Annotated in this window: 22 protein-coding genes and 3 pseudogenes; 15 read left to right on the forward strand and 10 right to left on the reverse strand. The window is 35.0% G+C overall.

Annotation, left to right across the window (positions count from 1 at the left end; translation table 11 throughout):
* Positions 1 to 6 precede the first annotated feature (6 nt).
* The gene (locus NSS97_RS08935; protein WP_107887750.1) at positions 7 to 840 is read left to right on the forward strand and encodes a hypothetical protein; all 834 of its coding nucleotides are present in this window, start codon (positions 7 to 9) and stop codon (positions 838 to 840) included.
* 53 nt (positions 841 to 893) lie between these two features.
* Here NSS97_RS08935 and NSS97_RS08940 read toward each other — a convergent pair whose 3' ends face one another.
* The gene (locus NSS97_RS08940; protein WP_002011948.1) at positions 894 to 1316 is read right to left on the reverse strand and encodes a YfmQ family protein; all 423 of its coding nucleotides are present in this window, start codon (positions 1314 to 1316) and stop codon (positions 894 to 896) included.
* A 131-nt stretch (positions 1317 to 1447) separates the two neighbouring features.
* Here NSS97_RS08940 and NSS97_RS08945 point away from each other — a divergent pair, with 131 nt between their 5' ends.
* The 4 genes from NSS97_RS08945 to NSS97_RS08960 all read left to right on the forward strand — a co-directional run bounded on the left by NSS97_RS08945 (position 1448) and on the right by NSS97_RS08960 (position 3757).
* The gene (locus NSS97_RS08945) at positions 1448 to 1564 is read left to right on the forward strand and encodes a hypothetical protein (RefSeq protein WP_002018064.1); all 117 of its coding nucleotides are present in this window, start codon (positions 1448 to 1450) and stop codon (positions 1562 to 1564) included.
* Between the two features lie 50 nt (positions 1565 to 1614).
* On the forward strand, positions 1615 to 1776 hold the full coding sequence (locus NSS97_RS08950) for a hypothetical protein (RefSeq protein ID WP_002011945.1): 162 nt from the start codon (positions 1615 to 1617) through the stop codon (positions 1774 to 1776).
* Between the two features lie 161 nt (positions 1777 to 1937).
* Entirely contained in the window at positions 1938 to 2573 is a 636-nt protein-coding gene (locus NSS97_RS08955; RefSeq protein ID WP_002064689.1) for a cupin domain-containing protein, read from the forward strand.
* A gap of 86 nt (positions 2574 to 2659) precedes the next feature.
* Positions 2660 to 3757, forward strand: a complete 1098-nt coding sequence (locus tag NSS97_RS08960; RefSeq protein WP_107887749.1) for a serine hydrolase — start codon at positions 2660 to 2662, stop codon at positions 3755 to 3757.
* A gap of 76 nt (positions 3758 to 3833) precedes the next feature.
* Here NSS97_RS08960 and NSS97_RS08965 read toward each other — a convergent pair whose 3' ends face one another.
* Positions 3834 to 4958: an exosporium leader peptide-containing protein gene (locus NSS97_RS08965; RefSeq protein WP_107887748.1), complete on the reverse strand. Its 1125-nt coding sequence runs from the start codon at positions 4956 to 4958 to the stop codon at positions 3834 to 3836.
* Between the two features lie 198 nt (positions 4959 to 5156).
* On the opposite strand from NSS97_RS08965, the gene NSS97_RS08970 reads away from it, so the two are divergent.
* Positions 5157 to 5732 (forward strand): histidine phosphatase family protein, encoded by a 576-nt coding sequence (locus NSS97_RS08970; RefSeq protein WP_107887747.1) that lies wholly within the window; start codon positions 5157 to 5159, stop codon positions 5730 to 5732.
* Between the two features lie 89 nt (positions 5733 to 5821).
* Complete coding sequence (locus NSS97_RS08975) at positions 5822 to 6193, forward strand: hypothetical protein (RefSeq protein WP_000461762.1); 372 nt, start codon at positions 5822 to 5824, stop codon at positions 6191 to 6193.
* A gap of 39 nt (positions 6194 to 6232) precedes the next feature.
* Here NSS97_RS08975 and NSS97_RS08980 read toward each other — a convergent pair.
* The 3 genes and pseudogenes from NSS97_RS08980 to NSS97_RS08990 form a co-directional block, all read right to left on the reverse strand.
* Positions 6233 to 6445, reverse strand: a pseudogene (locus NSS97_RS08980) (alpha/beta hydrolase); the annotation flags it as partial.
* A gap of 19 nt (positions 6446 to 6464) precedes the next feature.
* A complete protein-coding gene (locus tag NSS97_RS08985) occupies positions 6465 to 6794 on the reverse strand; it encodes a DUF3147 family protein (RefSeq protein ID WP_341112244.1) in 330 nt (109 codons plus the stop codon).
* Complete coding sequence (locus NSS97_RS08990) at positions 6778 to 7188, reverse strand: MarR family transcriptional regulator (protein ID WP_107887746.1); 411 nt, start codon at positions 7186 to 7188, stop codon at positions 6778 to 6780. The genes NSS97_RS08985 and NSS97_RS08990 overlap by 17 nt, the downstream gene beginning before the upstream one ends.
* Before the next feature lie 124 nt (positions 7189 to 7312).
* Here NSS97_RS08990 and NSS97_RS08995 point away from each other — a divergent pair, with 124 nt between their 5' ends.
* Positions 7313 to 8140: a protein phosphatase 2C domain-containing protein gene (locus tag NSS97_RS08995; RefSeq protein WP_002012083.1), complete on the forward strand. Its 828-nt coding sequence runs from the start codon at positions 7313 to 7315 to the stop codon at positions 8138 to 8140.
* A 46-nt stretch (positions 8141 to 8186) separates the two neighbouring features.
* Here NSS97_RS08995 and asnB read toward each other — a convergent pair whose 3' ends face one another.
* Positions 8187 to 10010 (reverse strand): asparagine synthase (glutamine-hydrolyzing), encoded by a 1824-nt coding sequence (gene asnB, locus NSS97_RS09000; protein ID WP_107887745.1) that lies wholly within the window; start codon positions 10008 to 10010, stop codon positions 8187 to 8189.
* A gap of 269 nt (positions 10011 to 10279) precedes the next feature.
* Here asnB and NSS97_RS09005 point away from each other — a divergent pair, with 269 nt between their 5' ends.
* Complete coding sequence (locus NSS97_RS09005) at positions 10280 to 10846, forward strand: sigma-70 family RNA polymerase sigma factor (protein ID WP_107887744.1); 567 nt, start codon at positions 10280 to 10282, stop codon at positions 10844 to 10846.
* On the forward strand, positions 10843 to 11943 hold the full coding sequence (locus tag NSS97_RS09010) for a DUF4179 domain-containing protein (RefSeq protein WP_107887743.1): 1101 nt from the start codon (positions 10843 to 10845) through the stop codon (positions 11941 to 11943). Before NSS97_RS09005 ends, NSS97_RS09010 begins: the two co-directional genes overlap by 4 nt.
* 54 nt (positions 11944 to 11997) lie before the next feature.
* On the opposite strand, the gene NSS97_RS09015 is transcribed toward NSS97_RS09010, so the two are convergent.
* Positions 11998 to 13071 (reverse strand): glycosyl hydrolase, encoded by a 1074-nt coding sequence (locus NSS97_RS09015; protein ID WP_107887742.1) that lies wholly within the window; start codon positions 13069 to 13071, stop codon positions 11998 to 12000.
* A 268-nt stretch (positions 13072 to 13339) separates the two neighbouring features.
* Here NSS97_RS09015 and NSS97_RS09020 point away from each other — a divergent pair, with 268 nt between their 5' ends.
* Positions 13340 to 14239: a cation diffusion facilitator family transporter gene (locus tag NSS97_RS09020; RefSeq protein WP_107887741.1), complete on the forward strand. Its 900-nt coding sequence runs from the start codon at positions 13340 to 13342 to the stop codon at positions 14237 to 14239.
* 193 nt (positions 14240 to 14432) lie between these two features.
* Positions 14433 to 14603 carry a Fur-regulated basic protein FbpA gene (gene fbpA / locus NSS97_RS09025; RefSeq protein ID WP_002012091.1) on the forward strand — a complete coding sequence of 57 codons (171 nt, stop codon included), beginning with the start codon at positions 14433 to 14435 and terminating at the stop codon, positions 14601 to 14603.
* 52 nt (positions 14604 to 14655) lie between these two features.
* Here fbpA and NSS97_RS09030 read toward each other — a convergent pair whose 3' ends face one another.
* Complete coding sequence (locus NSS97_RS09030; RefSeq protein WP_107887740.1) at positions 14656 to 15327, reverse strand: FCD domain-containing protein; 672 nt, start codon at positions 15325 to 15327, stop codon at positions 14656 to 14658.
* Between the two features lie 16 nt (positions 15328 to 15343).
* A complete protein-coding gene (locus NSS97_RS09035) occupies positions 15344 to 16309 on the reverse strand; it encodes a DMT family transporter (protein WP_341112256.1) in 966 nt (321 codons plus the stop codon).
* 315 nt (positions 16310 to 16624) lie between these two features.
* Between NSS97_RS09035 and NSS97_RS09040 the strand changes: the two genes are divergently transcribed.
* Positions 16625 to 16936, forward strand: a complete 312-nt coding sequence (locus NSS97_RS09040) for a DUF3784 domain-containing protein (protein WP_002064702.1) — start codon at positions 16625 to 16627, stop codon at positions 16934 to 16936.
* A gap of 75 nt (positions 16937 to 17011) precedes the next feature.
* Here the strand turns inward: NSS97_RS09040 and NSS97_RS09045 are convergent.
* Positions 17012 to 17129: pseudogene (locus NSS97_RS09045) on the reverse strand (GTP-binding protein); the annotation flags it as partial.
* Positions 17130 to 17132: 3 nt separating this feature from the next.
* On the opposite strand from NSS97_RS09045, the pseudogene NSS97_RS09050 reads away from it, so the two are divergent.
* Positions 17133 to 17222: pseudogene (locus NSS97_RS09050) on the forward strand (TIGR03943 family putative permease subunit); the annotation flags it as partial.
* Between the two features lie 113 nt (positions 17223 to 17335).
* Entirely contained in the window at positions 17336 to 17995 is a 660-nt protein-coding gene (locus NSS97_RS09055) for a class I SAM-dependent methyltransferase (RefSeq protein WP_107887739.1), read from the forward strand.
* Positions 17996 to 18093: the final 98 nt, after the last annotated feature.

Genomic DNA, 18093 nt, shown 5'->3' on the forward strand with positions numbered 1-18093 from the left:
CGGTATATGAAAAAGGTATTTGTATTCGTAAGTATTTTCTTTTGTTGTTTCCTTTATAACGTTAAGGAAGGTTTTGCTGCTAGTCCAATGAAACCTAGCTTTGAAGTGAAGTTATTATTAAAGCCAGAACAAGTATTAGGTTATAACAAAGAGATAAAGCAAGATGTACTAGAACATTTTCAGGCTGGTACAAATTATGAAAGAATACAGGTGCAATTTTTAGATACGGCAAATAAAAATTTAAGTAATGAAGGTTGGTTTGCGAGAATCCGAAAGAAAGAATTTAGTAAAGATTTTGAGCTAACATATAAAAAAAGATATCCTATTCAAAATGGTGTAATTCAAGATGCACTAGAAGTAGCTAAAAAAGATGGATTTGATAGTAAAACTGATAGTTATGAGGCGGAAATAGATTGGGGATTTGGGAAGAAAACGTTAAGTATTTCAAATAAGAAAAGTTACAGTGCTAAAGGATATGGGGTACTTGATTTACCAAATGAACAAGCTGCTCAAAATATGTTAATAGAAAAGTTACCAGGGAAAATGAAAAAATGGTTGTATACGAATTGGGGAGAAGAGATGCTCAAGGATTCTCACATTTACGGTCCTGTATTAATGAAACGGTATACAGGTGAATTTGAAAATATAAAAACGAATATTGAAATTTGGCCATTAAGTAATACCGGGAAGATAGAAGATGACTTCGTAATAGAAGTGTCGTTTAAAACAAATGAGGAAAGTATCGCGACAAAACAAAGAGAATTATTAATGGCGAGTATAGAGAAAAAAGGATGGTTGTTACCGAAAGATAGTTTGAAGACAGAGCTTATTTTTCAGTAAATAGGAAAGAAGGAATCCATGTGCCATGGATTCCTTCTTCTAATATATGAGCATTAAGCTAAATCAGCTGACACGAACATATCATTATTTTGAAGGTTTTTAGAGCGTAAACTATAAGCAACTACCTTCTTTTTATGTTGTTTTACTACATCAACATGCTCTTCATGACTATAAATATAAAATGTAAAATCTTTTTTGCCACGTTTTGCATTGATAATTAAAGGAGTGCCTTCATTGTGTGGTGGTGCATAATAGCGATCTAAAAATAATCCTTCGTTAAAATCATGAATAATTTTGGATTTCTTTTCGCCTTCTAAGTTATTTCCATTGATTGTAACAGTCACATTCTCTTCTTCAAGTTGTGGATGTGTTTCGTACTTGCTAATAATGGATTCAATAGCAGAGTTAGGAAGGCTAGAAACAATAATTTTAAATGCTCCAAATACAACTAACATTACAATAAACCAAGTCGTCATAGTATTTCATCCCCTTTATCCCACAGTAACGGTCCGTAAAATCCTGGTTGGTGCGGGCTAATAATCAGTGTGGGATAGATACCCCGTACTGACTAAAATTTCACTTTATCCTATTTAACAATATAACTCATGTGGTAATAGTACATATGGTGAAGTTTTGTATAATTTGTGAAAAATATGCCATTTTTATGAACGAAATATTAGAAAAATCAATTTTGTTACAAAAAGTTGAAATCGAAGTATTTTAAAAGAAAAAGGTTTATAATAAAAATATAACTAATTACAAGGAAGTGTAACTATGAGTACTGTAGCTATCGTGTATGGTATTATTCTTTCCACAATTATTATTTTATTTTTCGTTGGGATTTCACGTTATATTCATAAATGGAAAGAAGGAGTTGCGAAATTAAATCACATTGAAGAAGAACTTAGTGATTTAATGTTACATCATGGTAAGTAAAAAGTTTATTTTTTAACTAAACAATGTGAAAAAAATCACAAAACATGCTCTCATCATGAAGGCATGTTTTTTTGTTATGTTGTTAATAGGCACATTTATAAAATTTCCCCATACGATACAGTGTAAAATCAGAAATGTTCGGAGCGGGAAAGAGGGATTGAATGAGTAATTCAGGTTATGTTACAGATAATAAAAATTTAAAGAAAAGCTCAGGAACGCCAAATCTTTTCTTTGATTCGAGAAAAAATGTCTTTTTTAAAAGAGATGAGAAAAACGTTGCATATGAAGTTACCTCAACGCAGTTACCTGCGATGATAGGAGGGGCGTTTGTTGATTTATTTATGACGAAAGGGCATATGCGGGAACCACATTGGCATCCGAATGCGTGGGAATTAGATGTTGTTGTATCAGGAGAAGCAGTTACATCCATTTTAAATCCCGAAACGAATCAATTGCAAAATTATCATGTGAAAGCGGGGCAAACTGTCTTTATTCCAATGGGATGGTGGCATTGGATTACAGCGGTAACAGAAGAAGTACAATTACATTTGTTCTTCAATAACGATCAGTTTGAAACAGCAGAGGGATCAGACATACTTAGATTAACACCGCCAGAAGTATTTCAAGCTGCATACGGTGTAAGTGCAGAAAAATTAGGAAAGGACCTTTCGCCAATTAAGGAGTCAGTTGTAATTGGTCCTCCTAACTCAAATCGACTAAATAGCGTTAAAGAAAGTGACGACTCAAATATAATCGTTACGTTAAATGGACAAATAACATCATGTGAAATAGAGTAACTCTTTCTGTTTTAGGAAGAGTTACTCTATTTTGTATAATTTTGTAATTCGATTCGTTATAATTATTATATAGAAGGGGGCATATTGTGAACATATTAAAGATTACAGGAATTGTTGTAGGAGTTATTATAGTAGTTGTTATAACTTTCTTTGCATTTATGAAATATTATTTGTCAAAAGAAGATCCTGATTACGTATTAAACTACATAAAAGAACATAAAGGTGATGAAATATGTTCATTACTTATTAGAAAAAACGGTGAAGTAGTAACATCTGTAAATGAAAATAAAAAATTACCATTAGCAAGTATGGCAAAAATCGTAATAGCAGTTGAGTTTGCTAAACAAGTGTCAGAAGGAAAAATAAGTCGAGATGAACAAATTTCATTGCAGGATTTAGAAAAATATTATGTTAAAAACACTGATGGTGGAGCGCATCCTGACTGGTTAGAAGATTCAAAAGAGAGAGAGTTAGTGCAAAATGGACAGATTGCTTTAGAAGAAGTGGCTAAAGGGATGATTCATTATAGTTCTAATGCGAATACAACATATTTGTTAGATAAGCTTGGAATAGAAAGAGTAAATGATAGTTTAAAAGAGTTAGAACTTACTAGTCATGACAAGTTCTCTTCGTATACTGCTTCACTATATATGAGAGGGTATGTAGAAAAAGAGCTTAATGAGCCAGAAAATCAATCGTTAGAAACGATACGTAACATGTCAATGGATGAGTATAATAAACATGTGTTACAAATTCATGAATGGATGAAAGATGAAAGCGAATGGAAGAAACGTGATATACCATTAAAAATAGATATGGAATTCCAGCGTATTTGGTCAGATCGATTAGTGAGTGCAAATGCTAAAGATTATATGAGTTTAATGGAAAAGATAAATAGTAGAAATTATTTTCCAAAATCAATGCAAGATGAAATTGATAATGTTTTTAAAGGAACAGTTGAAAATAGTAAGTTGGAATATGCTGGTCAAAAAGGTGGTTCTACCGCATTCGTATTGACAAAAAGTTTGTATACTACAGATAAGAAGGGAAATAAGGTTGAGGTTGTAATAATGTTTAATGATATAGATAATCAAATTACATACCAAAAGCTTAGAAATAATATAGATTACTTTATTCGAGATGTTATAACAAGTGAAGAACATAATAAAAATATAGTGATATAATTTTATTATGTAAACAAAAAGATGCTTTATATAAAGCATCTTTTTGTTGGTTTTATAAGAAATGTACTCAAAGGAATTAACCGATATCTAACCGAATTAATTGAATAGATGCATTGATGGCAGGAACGCCAGTAACTGTAATAGGGATAACTGGTAAAGCATTAGTAGTAGTGCCTACATTTCGAATAGTTACAGGAGTTCCTCCAGGAATGTTGATTACGGCAGACCCAGATAATAATAAATTTCCAGTGGCATCTGTAGATTGCGAGTAAGAAGTTGTTGCCTGAGGAACCCCACCCACAGTTATTGCGTAAGTGGCTGTATCTGGTGATGTAACTAGCACTTTGAAAATAACTAAATATGATCCGCCAACTGTAGGATCTACATTGGCGTTTGTAGTACCAGGAGTATAAAAAACACTTTTTAATGAGCCGTTGGAGTCAAATACAATATCTGCACCTGGCCCGATAGATTGAGCAGTTGTACTATAAACATGACCATATGCTTCTGTACTTGTATCAAATGAACCAGTAGAGCCAGTGTCTCCGGTAGAGCCAGTGTTCCCAGTAGGACCAGTGTCCCCGGTAGAGCCAGTGTCCCCAGTAGGACCAGTGTTGCCAGTAGAGCCAGTGCCCCCAGTAGAGCCAGTGCCCCCAGTAGAGCCAGTGTCTCCAGTAGGACCAGTGTCCCCAGTAGAGCCAGTGTCCCCAGTAGGACCAGTGTCCCCGGTAGAGCCAGTGTTGCCAGTAGAGCCAGTGCCCCCAATAGGACCAGTGTCCCCAGTAGAGCCAGTGCCCCCAGTAGGACCAATGTTGCCAGTAGGACCAGTGTTGCCAGTAGAGCCAGTGTCCCCAGTAGGACCAGTGTTGCCAGTAGAGCCAGTGCCCCCAGTAGGACCAGTGTCCCCGGTAGAGCCAGTGTTGCCAGTAGAGCCAGTGCCCCCAGTAGGACCAGTGTCCCCGGTAGAGCCAGTGTTACCAGTAGAGCCAGTGTCTCCGGTAGGACCAGTGTTGCCAATAGGACCAGTGTCCCCAGTAGAGCCAGTATTCCCAGTAGAGCCAGTGTCCCCGATAGGTCCAGTGTTGCCAGTAGGTCCGGTAGGAAAAGGGAATAAGGAAGGAGGTGGAAATGTAGGTCCAATATGTTCGGGATTAAATGCACTTGATAGTGGAACTTTATTATTTTTTTTATTGAAAGACAATGTATTCTCCCCCTAATGAAAGCATAGTACATTATAAACAAAAAGCATGAAAATAATGAGTAATAAAGTTAAGAAGATTCTACATATAAGTAGGTTGCAATTTGAACCAAAAATAAGAAGGAGTATTTCTCTTCAAAATCTATGATTTAGGTGGAGAGGTTCACAGTAAATGATTTTAATAGGAAAGGATTGGATGTTATGACCACAATATATTTTGTTAGGCACGCTCACTCTACATATACAAAGGAAGAAAGGGAACGTCCCTTATCGGAGAAGGGGCACTTTGATGCAGAGCATGTAGCGTATATATTAAAAGATGAACATATTGATGTTGTGATTTCTAGTCCGTATAAAAGGGCGATTCAAACCGTGCAAGGAATTGCGAATACATATAATTTATCAATACAACTGGAAGAAGATTTACGGGAAAGGTTATTAAGTAAAGAGCCAGTAACAGATTTTAACGATGCTATTCAGAAGGTGTGGGAAGACTGGACTTTTGCATACGAAGGCGGGGAATCAAATGATGTAGCGCAGAGGCGTGCTGTATTATGTATGCAAAATATATTGGGAAAATATAAAGGGAAGAATATTGTAATAGGCACTCATGGGAATATTATGGTATTACTAATGAATTATTTTGATTCGAAATATGATTTTCAGTTTTGGAAAACACTTCATATGCCCGATGTGTACAAATTAACTTTTGATAATAATCGTTTCATTTATGCTGAAAGAATAGAGAAAACAGGTCATCGGATAAACATTTTGTAAAAGTTTATCAAAAAAAGAGGAAAGAGAGAAAGTATTGTAGAAGTATGACTTTGTAACATAAAAAATATTTGTTAAAGGAGGCTGTTTACATGTTTGAGAAAGAGAAAGAAGGGCTTATTGAAGTTCACAACGTATATGAAATCGCACCAGCAGATGGAGCAATTATAGGTATGGCAACGGAAGAAGAAATGGAGATTGCTGCTGAACTAGAGTTACAGTACTATGCCCATTCTCGTTTATTAGAAGCAAATATTCAGTTAGACGGTTCCTCCTATAAAGAGTTACTTCAGGAGTTCCAGGAGTACGAAAGAAAATCAATGAACTTTTGGAGAGCAATACATAAACGTTTAGCCGTGCCGTGGGCATGGGTACTACGTATTGATGTTGCGAACGGTCCTATATATGTAAGCAATGGGAGTTCGTATTATGAAGAAGTCGATGATGAAGAAGACTATGAATAGATAAGTAAGGAAGCAGCTTTAGTTGCTTCCTTTTTTTATTTACAATAAGTGAATGGCTTCAATGATAGCATCTGGACGATCGTTTTCTATCCCGTGACTAGCATGTTCAGCCAAAATATATTGGCTATTTATTGAGAGATTTAGTTGTTCACGAATAAGTTCTTGCCACATATCTTCAAGTTGTGTAGCTTCTTCTTTTGGCATACCGCCCTCAATCAATTGAGCAATAGAATATTGAGGATCTCTTCTGATCTATTAATAGTAATTCCCCCTAAGCTTGAAATACTTTTTGGCAAGTAAAGACGATACACCAGGCACATATGCCGAAGAGTATAGGTGTACTAAGTGAAAAGGAGTTCTTTAAACCGATATAAACAATAAATAATAGTAGTGCAGATGCAGGAAATCCATATAATACGCCTAAAGCGAATTGACTTAATTCTTGTTTACTCCCACCTTCGAAAGAAATCCAAAATAGGCTTAGTAAACTAATAAGAGGAAGGGCTGCGATAAAGCCACCAAGCGTACTAAAATATTTGGCAAATTCGGTTACACCCCCAATAATGAGGGCGGAGACGATGACCTTAACGAGGAAATGCATATTTTGCCTCCTTAGCTAATAACGAAAAGGCTTTTTCTATTAGTTGTTGCTCCTCTTTTGATAATTGTGATTCTAATATTTGTATCTTTTCTTTGTCTAGCAAAGTATGCTTTTCTAAGGCTTCAATTCCTTCTGTCGTTAATGTAAGATTCACAACTCGTTCATCTTGTTTATTTCTTTCTTTAATGATAAATCCTTTTTGGATAAGGCGTTTTACATGTTCGGACGCTGTGTTATGAGATAAACCAAGTTCAGAAGCAATTTTTCCAATTGTTATATCTTTCGCTCGAGAAATGATTTGTAAAATACGAATTGCTTGATGAGAAAGATTGTCTTCATATTCATAGCGTAAGTGATAGTATATTGTCTCCCAATGTGGATTAATGTCTTTCATATTATAATTCCCCCTAATTTTTATATCGTATTATAAGATATATTCGCTTGATAAGAATTAAAATCCTGTTATTTTCATAATAAATGTTGAAAAAGTTTATTTTTATTGAAATATAAGGTAATCTATGTGTAAAGGTATACATTTAGCAAGAGAGAGGATGATAGCTGTGAATACATTTAAATGGATTAGTCATGAAAAGATGTATGTAGATCAAATACATGTTGAAAAATGTGGTCCTCTTTCAGTCGGCGTATATGGAGGAAATCAAGAGAGTGATGCATATGAAAGAGGAGATGCAGTGCTAGCTTGGTGGGATCCGAAACTAGAATTTGAATTTGTTATGATTTTTGATACACATCATAAAACGAAAAATATACATTATATAATAGAAGCGATTTCAGAAAGAGAAGAAAAACTAAAAGAGTTATTTTCATACCCAATCCATTTAGCTTTTCATCATACACATATGTATTTATTAGCGTTATTTACAGATGAGCTCTTTATCGAGAAATGTGACCAAGATGATGAGGAACTTGCATGTTTAATTTGTTTACGAAAAGGCGAGTTCTTATATTGGCTATCAGTTGGTGATTGCTTCGCGTATTTATTCCATTCAGAGCAAACGAAAAATGGAAAAGGTAGGCTAAATAAGCGTAAGAACTATGAATACATAGGAAGAAAAAATGTTTTTGCAGCGAATACACCTTGTTTTACATCAGGGGTAAGGGGATTAGAAAAAGGTCAGAATCACATTGTAATGGCAACGGATGGTATTTTAGAGTGTGATAAACTAAAGTTTGATGATGATCAATCTTTAGTAGAAATATTACACGACGGATCTTGTTTACAGATTGAGCCTGTATTAACAAATGTACTTCAGTGGAAAGGCAGAGATTGTGCCACTATTATTGGATGGTCCATCGATACTGAAAATAGACAATGTGCCAATTAATAAATGAAAGAGAGTTCAAGGGTTTTTGTCCTTGAACTCTTTTTTGTTAAACAATATGAATATGATACGTTTTTAACCATTCATTTACTTGTAGCATATACTCCATAGCACTTCTTGCTTCAAAATTGGTAATCTCTTTGTTACTTTGATCAGCAATTGCAAGTAATATGGAATGGTTAATGAGTGAGAAAACAGGATTGTTTTTATTACTACACATATCAAGTGTTAAATTACGGATTGTTTGTAAGTAGTGTGGATCTTGTGAAGTTGGATAAGCACTTTTTCTTCTATTTCGTACGTCATCAGGTAAAGCTGGTTTCAGTGCCCTACGTAAAATTCCTTTTTCAATATTATCAATACTTTTTATGTTGAAAGGAACGTTCCATAAATATTCAACTAATCTATAATCGCAAAACGGTACACGAACTTCAAATCCTACAGCCATACTCATACGGTCTTTACGGTCGAGTAAGAACGGAAGGAATCGTGTTAAAAATAAATAAAACATTTGACGCTGTTTCGCTTCTTTTTTACTTTCACCTTCAAGAGTAGGTACTTCAAGAGCAGCTTCATGGAATCGTTTATTAATATACTGCTCAGGATTACATTGAGTTGTTACGTCGTTTAATAATAGAGAAGATGTATTTTTCCAGTTTGTTAACCACGGAAACTTATCTACATATAATAGTTCTTCTTGATGAAACCAAGGATATCCCCCGAATACTTCATCAGCAGATTCTCCAGATAAAGCTACGGTTGCATCTTTTTTCATTTCGCAAAATAGTAAATATAGTGAAGTTTCCATTTCGCCAGCACTTGGTAAATCTTTTGCACGGAGGGGAACGAATAAGTGATTTGCTAATTCTTCAGCATTCACAATAATATCATGGTGCGATGTCCCTACATGTTCAGAAACGCGTTTTACCCAAGGAGCATCTAAACCAGTACGAGCAAATGTCAGCTCGAAATCTTTTGCGCTGTTTACAAAATCAATTGAATACGTGTGAAGTGTTTTGTTTTCCTCTGCAAATTCTTTACCCGCAAGTGCAGTAATACCGCTAGAGTCTAATCCGCCTGATAACATACAGACGAGAGGAACATCGGCAATTAATTGTCTTTTTACTGTATCTTGTAAAATAGATAAAATATGCGATGATGTGTCTCTGGTAGAGTCTGTATGAATCTTACTTTCTAAATTCCAATACTTTTGAACTACTTTTTTATCACGTGTGAATGTTATAGAATGTCCAGCACGAACTTCTTGAATATGTTTAAAGACGCCACATCCTGGAGTTCGAAATAAGCCTAATCCAAATATTTCATTTATGCCGTCCGCATCAATTTCAGCAGGAACAGATGGATGAGCTAATAATGCTTTTATTTCAGATCCGAAAATAATACTGTCATTTCTTTCTGTATAAAAGAGTGGCTTTACGCCTAAATGATCACGTGCTAAAAACAGTTGTTGCTTCTGATCATCCCATAAGGCGAAAGCGAAAATTCCGTTTAAATGTTGTACGCAGTCTTCTTTCCATTCTAAATAAGCATGTAGTAATACTTCTGTATCTGAATGCGTTTCAAATGCATGACCACATTTTCGAAGCTGTTCTCTCAGCTCACGAAAATTATAAATTTCTCCATTATAAGTAAGAGCATACGTATAATCACCAGCACGAAATGTCTTCGGCTGCGTCCCACCTTCTGGGTCAATAACAATTAAACGTCGGTGTGCAAAGGCCGCACGAGGAGAAAACCAAAATCCTTCAGCATCAGGACCGCGATGCTGAATACTATTCGCCATCTTTTCTAAAATAACATGTTCATTTGAAAGATCTTTCTTCCAATCTACCCAACCTGTAATTCCACACATACAAATCTCATCTCCTAATTTAAAATTATAAAAGTAGATTAATTAAATGAAATGTACACCAGGTTAAAGAGTGTCTGCATAAATAGTGTACTACACTAATTGAATTACAGACTTGAGAAAATTTTCTTCAAGCTTATATTTATATGAGACAATGGCTAAGGAAAAGTATCCCATTACATACAAAAAATAAAAAAAGATGAGAGAAAAAAATTTCCAAAACGTTATATAGGGTGTAAAAGCTTTTACAAAAAAATAAGGGGAATCGCTACATGAAATCCAATGAGAAAAATTTTATAAAAAGATTACAGCGGCAAAAAGAAGATGCGCTAGAATTTGTTGTCGATACATACTTACCGCTCATAAAGGGGATAACGCACAAAGTTCTTCTTCCGGTTCAAAATGATGGACTCATAGAGGAATGTGTAAACGATATATTTCTTTCCATTTGGAATAATGCAAAGAAATTTCATGGAGAGCCGAATGATTTTAAAAAATGGATTGCAGCGATTGCAAAGTTTAAGGCGATTGATTATTACCGGAAAGCGACTAGAACAGTAGAAATTATTTCAGATGAGTTTCATATTAGTACAGAAAAATCGGCAGAAGATGAATTAATCGTTATGGAAGATAGGGAAGAGTTATTGAAGCTTATTAATCAATTAGAACCGTTAGATCAAAAGGTGTTCATTATGAAATATCTTCTCGGTATGAAGACAGAGGAAATCGGTGACAAGTTAGGATTAACCAGGGCAGCGATCGATAATCGTGTGTACCGGGGAAAAAAGAAACTACAACAAAATGCTACGAATATTAGTTTTGGAGGTAGTGCAATATGAAAGACATTTATGAACTATTAAATGACATTGATATAGATGAAAAAGAACTTGAGGAAATTGAGGCTTCTGAAATTGAAAAAGAAAAAGTAAAACGTAATGTAAAACAATCGATACGTATGAAGAAAAAGATGAAAAGTTGGAAAAAGGGTGTCGCTGCTGCATCTATTTTAGTAGGGATATCAGTTGCAACGCTTGGTATTGGGTTTCCTACATATGCTGGAGGATTGCCAATTGTAGGTGATATATTCCGATTTTTAGATAATGGTAGAACAGGACTATATGAAAATTATAAAGAGTTTTCGACTGAATTGAATATGACGAGAGAGAGTAATGGGGTTAAGGTTACAATTAATGATGTAATTTCTGATGGCAGAACATTATCTATAACGTATTCACTGGAAAGTGAGCAAGACTTAGGGGATGATCCTATTATATTAGGTGGATTGGATATAATGGACGCTCATGGTAGTTCAGGAAGTGGGAAAATGACTAAAGTTACTGAAAAAAAGTATGTAGGTATGGTAACAACGACGCACCATGATATTAATAAAAAGGACAAAGTAAACTTTAGATGGAATATAGAGGGAATAGAGATGCCAGATAGGAAAAAATCAATACAAGGTAATTGGAATTTCGCATTAACTGTAAAATCAATGGATAGTAAAGAGAGAACAATTGGTGGAAGTTCGGAAAAAGAAGGTATAAAAGCAAATATGGAAAAGGTCGCAATGTCGCCGGTTTCATTTATTCTTTATTACAATCAAGAAGTTTCTAAGGGTGCGAGGAAAGAATGGGATAGTGTAGATGTTGAATTGACGGTTAAGGATGATTTAGGGAATGATTATTCGGGTGAAGGAAATGGGGGAAGTGGCAACGATCCTTACAATATTCGATGGAGTGCTACATTCCAAAAGTTGAACGAAAATGCAACAAAGCTTATCGTTACACCTCGTGTACACTTGCGAGTTCATACACCTGAAAATCATGGTGGAGTGGAATATGTGAATGGAAAAGAGAAGAAAATTGAAGTGCCGAAAAAAGAAGCGAAGAGTAAAGATATAGTGTTAGATGATATTGTCATTGATTTAAAGAAATAAATAAATAAATAAACAAATAAAGAGACTGCCTTAAATGAAGGCAGTCTCTTTTTGTTAAGAACTAGTAACGAGCAATGCATGCGGATGCTGCGTTTTATACTCATCTTTCCATGTAATGTTTAGGTGTTCCCACGTTTCACCGCTATCAGTGGATTGAAAGATGCCATTGTTATTTAAAGTGTAAAACGTATGTGGTTCGGCTGGATTTGTAGCAAACATCGAAATGACTGTACCAATTGCAGATGGTAGACCTTGCTGTACTTGCTGGAACGGAGTATCTTTCGTTTTCCGATAAATATAAGATTCATAAGGAATACGGTGATGAGCAAGGTCGGCACTTGGTGCGGCAGAAACGAGAATTGTATCGCAATCAGCGGGATCGATAGCCATGCTGTATAAATAATGATGCTCAAGTCCGTCACTACATGAGATCCAGCTGTTTCCACTGTTATAACTTTCAAGATATGCACGATCAGGTCCGCCCATAAATCCGTCACCACATGATGCATAAAGGCGATTTGGGGCTTCAGGGTGCATGAGTAATTGATGAGCATCGATAGGAGCACCGAATTTTTTATCAATCCATGTATGCCCTTTATCATTACTTTGAATAACAGCACCAGCTTCGATTGAAACATGGAGTGTATTTGGATTGTTTGGATCAACTGTAATCCAGCGTACGTGATGGGTAAAAGGTCTCGGCGGAAAAGCCCACGTATAGGAAGATAATAATGATTTCATATTTTTAAGTTCAGTCCACGTTTCACCACCATTTTCTGAACGGAATAAAGCACTAGGTTCTGTACCTACATAAACGACACCATATCCGTTAACTTGTTCATTAGGGCTTATCGTAATGGAAGTAATCGAAGAATGTAAAATACCATCCTCTTTAGGGAAATCAAAGTAACGATATGAATCTCCAATTGGTCTCCACGAATCCCCGCCATCGTCACTTAGCCATAAACCTCGTCCAAATGTGCCGCAATAAACACGATTTGTTTGGAATGGATCAACCACAATACAGGTAGGTTGCATATTTTGTAAATGATATGCGGTTTCATAGTTACCATATTGTTCTTTTACTACAACAAGTTCACGCTCCATGCAGAGAAATAGTCGTTTCAATTTTGTAACCCCCTTAAAAATTCTTTCATTAGTAAACAATATGAAAATAAAAAAGAAGTAGTCTTGTTTTTAGTTGAGAAAAAGGACTTGTTTGAAAAGTAGCGAAGTTTGTATACAGAGGAAGCGGGATAAAGTGAAACTTTAATCAGTGGGGTATTGTTCATCTTCTACGGATTATTAGCATTCACTATCGGGCGTTAATGGGAGATAAAGATAGGGAATTTGTTTCATACTAACATACAGATATTGCACTTAAAGGAGCATTTGTATGGGACACTCACATGATCACGATCATTCAAAAAATAAAAAAGCGTTATTAATTGCCTTCTTATTAACAACAAGCTTTATGATTGCTGAAGTTATTGGCGGATTTGTAACAAATAGCTTAGCACTATTGTCTGACGCAGGGCATATGTTAAGTGATGCAGTATCCTTAGCTTTAAGTTTACTTGCGTTCAAGCTTGGGGAAAAAACGGCAACGGCCGCGAAAACATATGGGTATAAGCGAGTCGAAATGTTAGCGGCATTATGTAATGGTGTCGTTCTTATTGTCATTTCAGTATATATTTTTATTGAAGCAATTCGTCGTTTTAAGGAACCAGTTGAAATCGCTAGTAATGGAATGCTCATTATTGCTGTGCTTGGTCTGCTTATTAATATTGTATCAGCTTGGATATTAATGAGAGGCGGAGATGTGAAAGGTAATTTAAATTTAAGAAGTGCGTTCTTACATGTACTAGGCGATTTATTAGGTTCAGTTGGAGCGATTATTGCTGCGTTACTTATTAAATTTTTTGGATGGACTGCTGCAGATGCGGTTGCTAGTATTCTTGTGTCTATTTTAGTCATTATAAGTGGATGGCGTGTAACACGTGATACAGTTCATATATTAATGGAAGGTGCACCGCAGCACATAGATGCTGAAGAGGTGAAAAATACATTATTAAATATTACTATTGTAAAAGAAGTTCATGATTTACATATATGGTCTGTAACATCAGATTTTCAAGTATTAACTTGCCATCTTATTATCGAAGGTAATGAAACGCAAAGCGTATTGAAAGAAGCAACGGATGTATTAAAGGGGAAATTTCATGTAGAACATGTCACCATTCAAGTTGAAATAGAAGGTGAATTTAACCATAATGAGACAACTTGCAAAGTATGAAAGAAAAAGGGTATGAAAAAATGTCATAACATTTTTCACGTGGCATACATATATATAATGTGGCCACAAATACTTTGTAAGGTAAATATTTCATAAGATTACTTTACTTATTAAGAATCATCTTTTATAATCAAAAGTATTAATTGATAAAGATTATCGTTTTCAATGATCGTAGAAAGGAGTTTTTTAAAAGATGAGTAGTCAACTCCGTTTTGCTGTTGAAAATCGTAAGAGACATTTAATTGATGAGTTAATTGGAGCAGGGGTGTTTAAGATTCGCGACCGACAATTATACGAGCTGTCTTTAGAGGAATTGGAAAAAGAGTACGAGCATATTGAAGATTACGCAAATATTCAGGCATAGCATATAGATTATTAAAGAAGGAGCTGGTTACACTTTTGTGTAACCAGCTTTATTATTTCACAGAAATTATTTTTTGTATTTCTTTCATTGGACGGAGCCAGTTTTGAGACATCATTTGTTCCATTCGTTTTCCATCCTGTTTTTGTAGTGCTTGAATTATAGAGTGATGTTCTTTAATAGATTGACTTGCAGGCACGAAGTTTTGGAAAAATAAATATTCAAGGCGTAAAATGTGAAGTTGCATATTTTCTAGAAAAGGTTCAATATATCGGTTTTTAGCAATAGAAGTAATTGTATTGTGAAATCGTATATCTAGTTCTAAAGCTTTTTTTGAATCTTTTTCATGTATAGATTGTTGAAAAGCATCATTTATCTCGGAAAGTAGTTTAATATCAGCGTCTGTAACTTTTTGAAGTGCTTGCTTTCCTATAATTGAGTGAAGACCAGCTATCGTCTCATAAATGATAGATACGTCGTCTAACTTAATAGGCGCGATTTTCGTTTTTTGCCCAGGTACCATTTCAACTAATCCAGAAAGCTCTAAAATTTGTAAAGCTTCTCTAACAGGTGTTCTGCTTACTCCTAGTGCTTCTGCCAATTCCCCATCATTTATTTTCTCATCAGGTCGTAAAACACCTTCTATAATCCAATCTTGCAGTTGATTTAAAACGAGTGACTTTGCTGAAACTCTTCCTGGTTTTTTATAATTTTGAGGGACAGGCATAGTGAATTCAATCCTTTCATTGTATATGTTTCTTTTTCGTATTAACAAGCTTTAATTTTGGTTTTCCTTTATCCGGTTTTTGGCTTAATATGAGCACCATTACAATTACACAAAAAGCACCTAATAACTGAAAAGATTGAAACGGTACGTGCAAAATAAGCACAGAAGAAATAATAGCTGCGAGTGGTTCTGTACAGCCAAATAATGTTGTTTCTTTAGGCGTAAGGTATCTTATGCTATCTAAGTATAAATAAAATGCGATGAGTGTCCCGAAAATGACGACAAATGTAATGAGCGGGAGGGTACTTAGTTTTACATATTTCATAGTTGATAATAAAATGAATTCGTTTGTGGAAATAAAGTGTAAAATCTTTACGCCAATCCCCCCAATGATCATCCCCCATCCAACGATAACGGATGAAGACCACTTTTCTAACAATTCTTTTGAATACAAACTATAAAATGCAAGAGATAGTCCAGATAAAATGCCCCAAATGATAGCAGGTGTAGATACAGCTAAGTTATGAACAGAACCGTTTGTTAATAGGAGAAAAGTCCCTACTAATGAGAGGGTAATTGAAATATAATCAATTTTTGATGGACGAACGCTCCATTTGAAAAGTAAGTATACAGTGATAAATATAGGGGCTAAATATTGTAACAAAGTTGCAACAGCAGCGTTTCCTTCTTTAATAGAAGCGAAGTACGTGTACTGTACAGCAAGCATGCCTAAAAGACCGAACAAAATTATCTTATTTGCATCAGACTTTTGTTTCCAAATTCCAAATATTTCTTTTTTGTTCGCTCCGAATGATGACATAATGAGCAAAATAGCACCGGATATAAGCAAACGGATTGTAACTAACCATTCAGTAGAAACGTTTTCATATTGAAAAAGTTGTTGCGCAGCTGTTCCGGATAAGCCCCATAAACAAGCACCGATTACAACCATAATAATTCCTTTTAAACGATTTGAATCCATAAAATATATAAGTCCTCCTTTTTAAAAAAATATATTGGATACAATATGCAATATATCACAGAATGGAATATAAATAAACTGAAATTTCTAATTAAAAATAAAATTGTTTATCCCGCATTAACGGACAGTAAGACTCCCACCTTGAAATTCGGCGAATGCGAGGAAGTTAGGTGGGAGTCGTGCTGCTCGTAAAAGTCCAATTGGTGAGGGCTAATAATCAGTGGAGGATGGAAAAACCCCCACTGATTAAAGTTTCATTTTATTAAGAACGATCATCTTTTTTGTGTATAGTAAAATATCGTAGGGGGGAGTTATATGCTAGCAGGATTTTTGGTTTGTTTATTTGTTGGATTACTTATCATTTTTTTAGGGTATCAAATACATGTGAAAAAGAGATTGTTTTTGTTGGCAGGCTATCAGGAAGAAACGTTTGTTGGAGATAAAAATAAATTAGCGAAGCTTTCAGGTGTGTTTTCCTATATAGTCGGAGTTGCTACTATACTATTACCGTTTGGCTTAGAAAAAATAGGTGATGTAGTTGGTATCGTATATGCTATCTTAATTGTTTTAGGTACAATTGTGTTTCTTATTAAAGCAAATATGTTAAATAAGAGTACTACAAAGTGAAAAAGGCTCCATGCCACGGAAGCCTTTTTATTATGAAGTGAAAGTAAAAGCCGGAATAGGATCAACAAATGTATTTCAATCTTGTTTCATTTCTTTTTCTGTTAATAGAACGATTCATATCGATGCCGATAAATACAAGTTCAGTTATTTGATCTCCATATCGTTCATCCAAGTTTTTCAATGCTTCTGGTTCTAAGGAATGCTATTTCCACTTGTGAAAATAAGTAAAGTAGAGAAGATTAAGAAGCCAACAAATCCATATGTATATGATGCTTTACCTCAATAAGAAAGGGCTAATTCTTCATCTTTTTTATGAAATAGAATCATAATTACAATGATAAGAAAATAAAGATAAGAGTAATTTGGTTTGTTAAAAATATGTGTATAAGGAGATACGCGATGAACTGGGTTACTCATAAACCATCGTTTGAATTTGAAAATTTTAGTTCTATTATTCGGTCACAATCTGCGTGGAGTGGGCATTTAGATTTCGCATATGATTTAGTAAGATTTGAAGAACCAGCAACTTTAGTTGAGTTAGGTACGCATTTAGGTGCTTCCTTTTTTAGTTTTTGCCAGGGGGTAAAAGATGGTGGGTTAGCCACAAAATGTTTTGCTGTAGATACTTGGGCTGGAGATGGGCATACAGGTCCATATGGAGAAGGGGTTTTTCAAATAGTAGAAAAAGTGGTGAGCGATAACTACCTGAATATAGGAAATTTAATTCGGTCTACTTTTGATGATGCTCTGGATCAGTTTCAAGATGAAACGATAAATCTTTTGCATATTGATGGCTATCATACGTATGAAGCTGTTTCTCATGATTATAAAACATGGTTACCTAAAGTTGCGAAAAACGGTATTGTATTATTTCATGATATTGAAGTTAAAAACGGTGATTTCGGTGTGTATAAGTTTTGGGATGAGGTCAAGGTGAAACACCCTCATTTTCAGTTTGGGCATTCATATGGACTCGGGGTTTTATTTCCGAAAGGTTGTAGCGATAAGTTTTCGGAAATACTTAAAAATAAAGAAGAGATACAAAATATGTATAAATAAAAGAGGGGCATGCATCGATTAAATGATGTGTGCTCTTTTTTTATGTGGAAATATATTATTACATATGAGGTGAAAGCGGTAGTAAAAAGTTTTGTTGA

Source organism: Bacillus sp. FSL R12-0074 (genome assembly GCF_038005725.1).
Classification (GTDB): domain Bacteria; phylum Bacillota; class Bacilli; order Bacillales; family Bacillaceae_G; genus Bacillus_A; species Bacillus_A mycoides.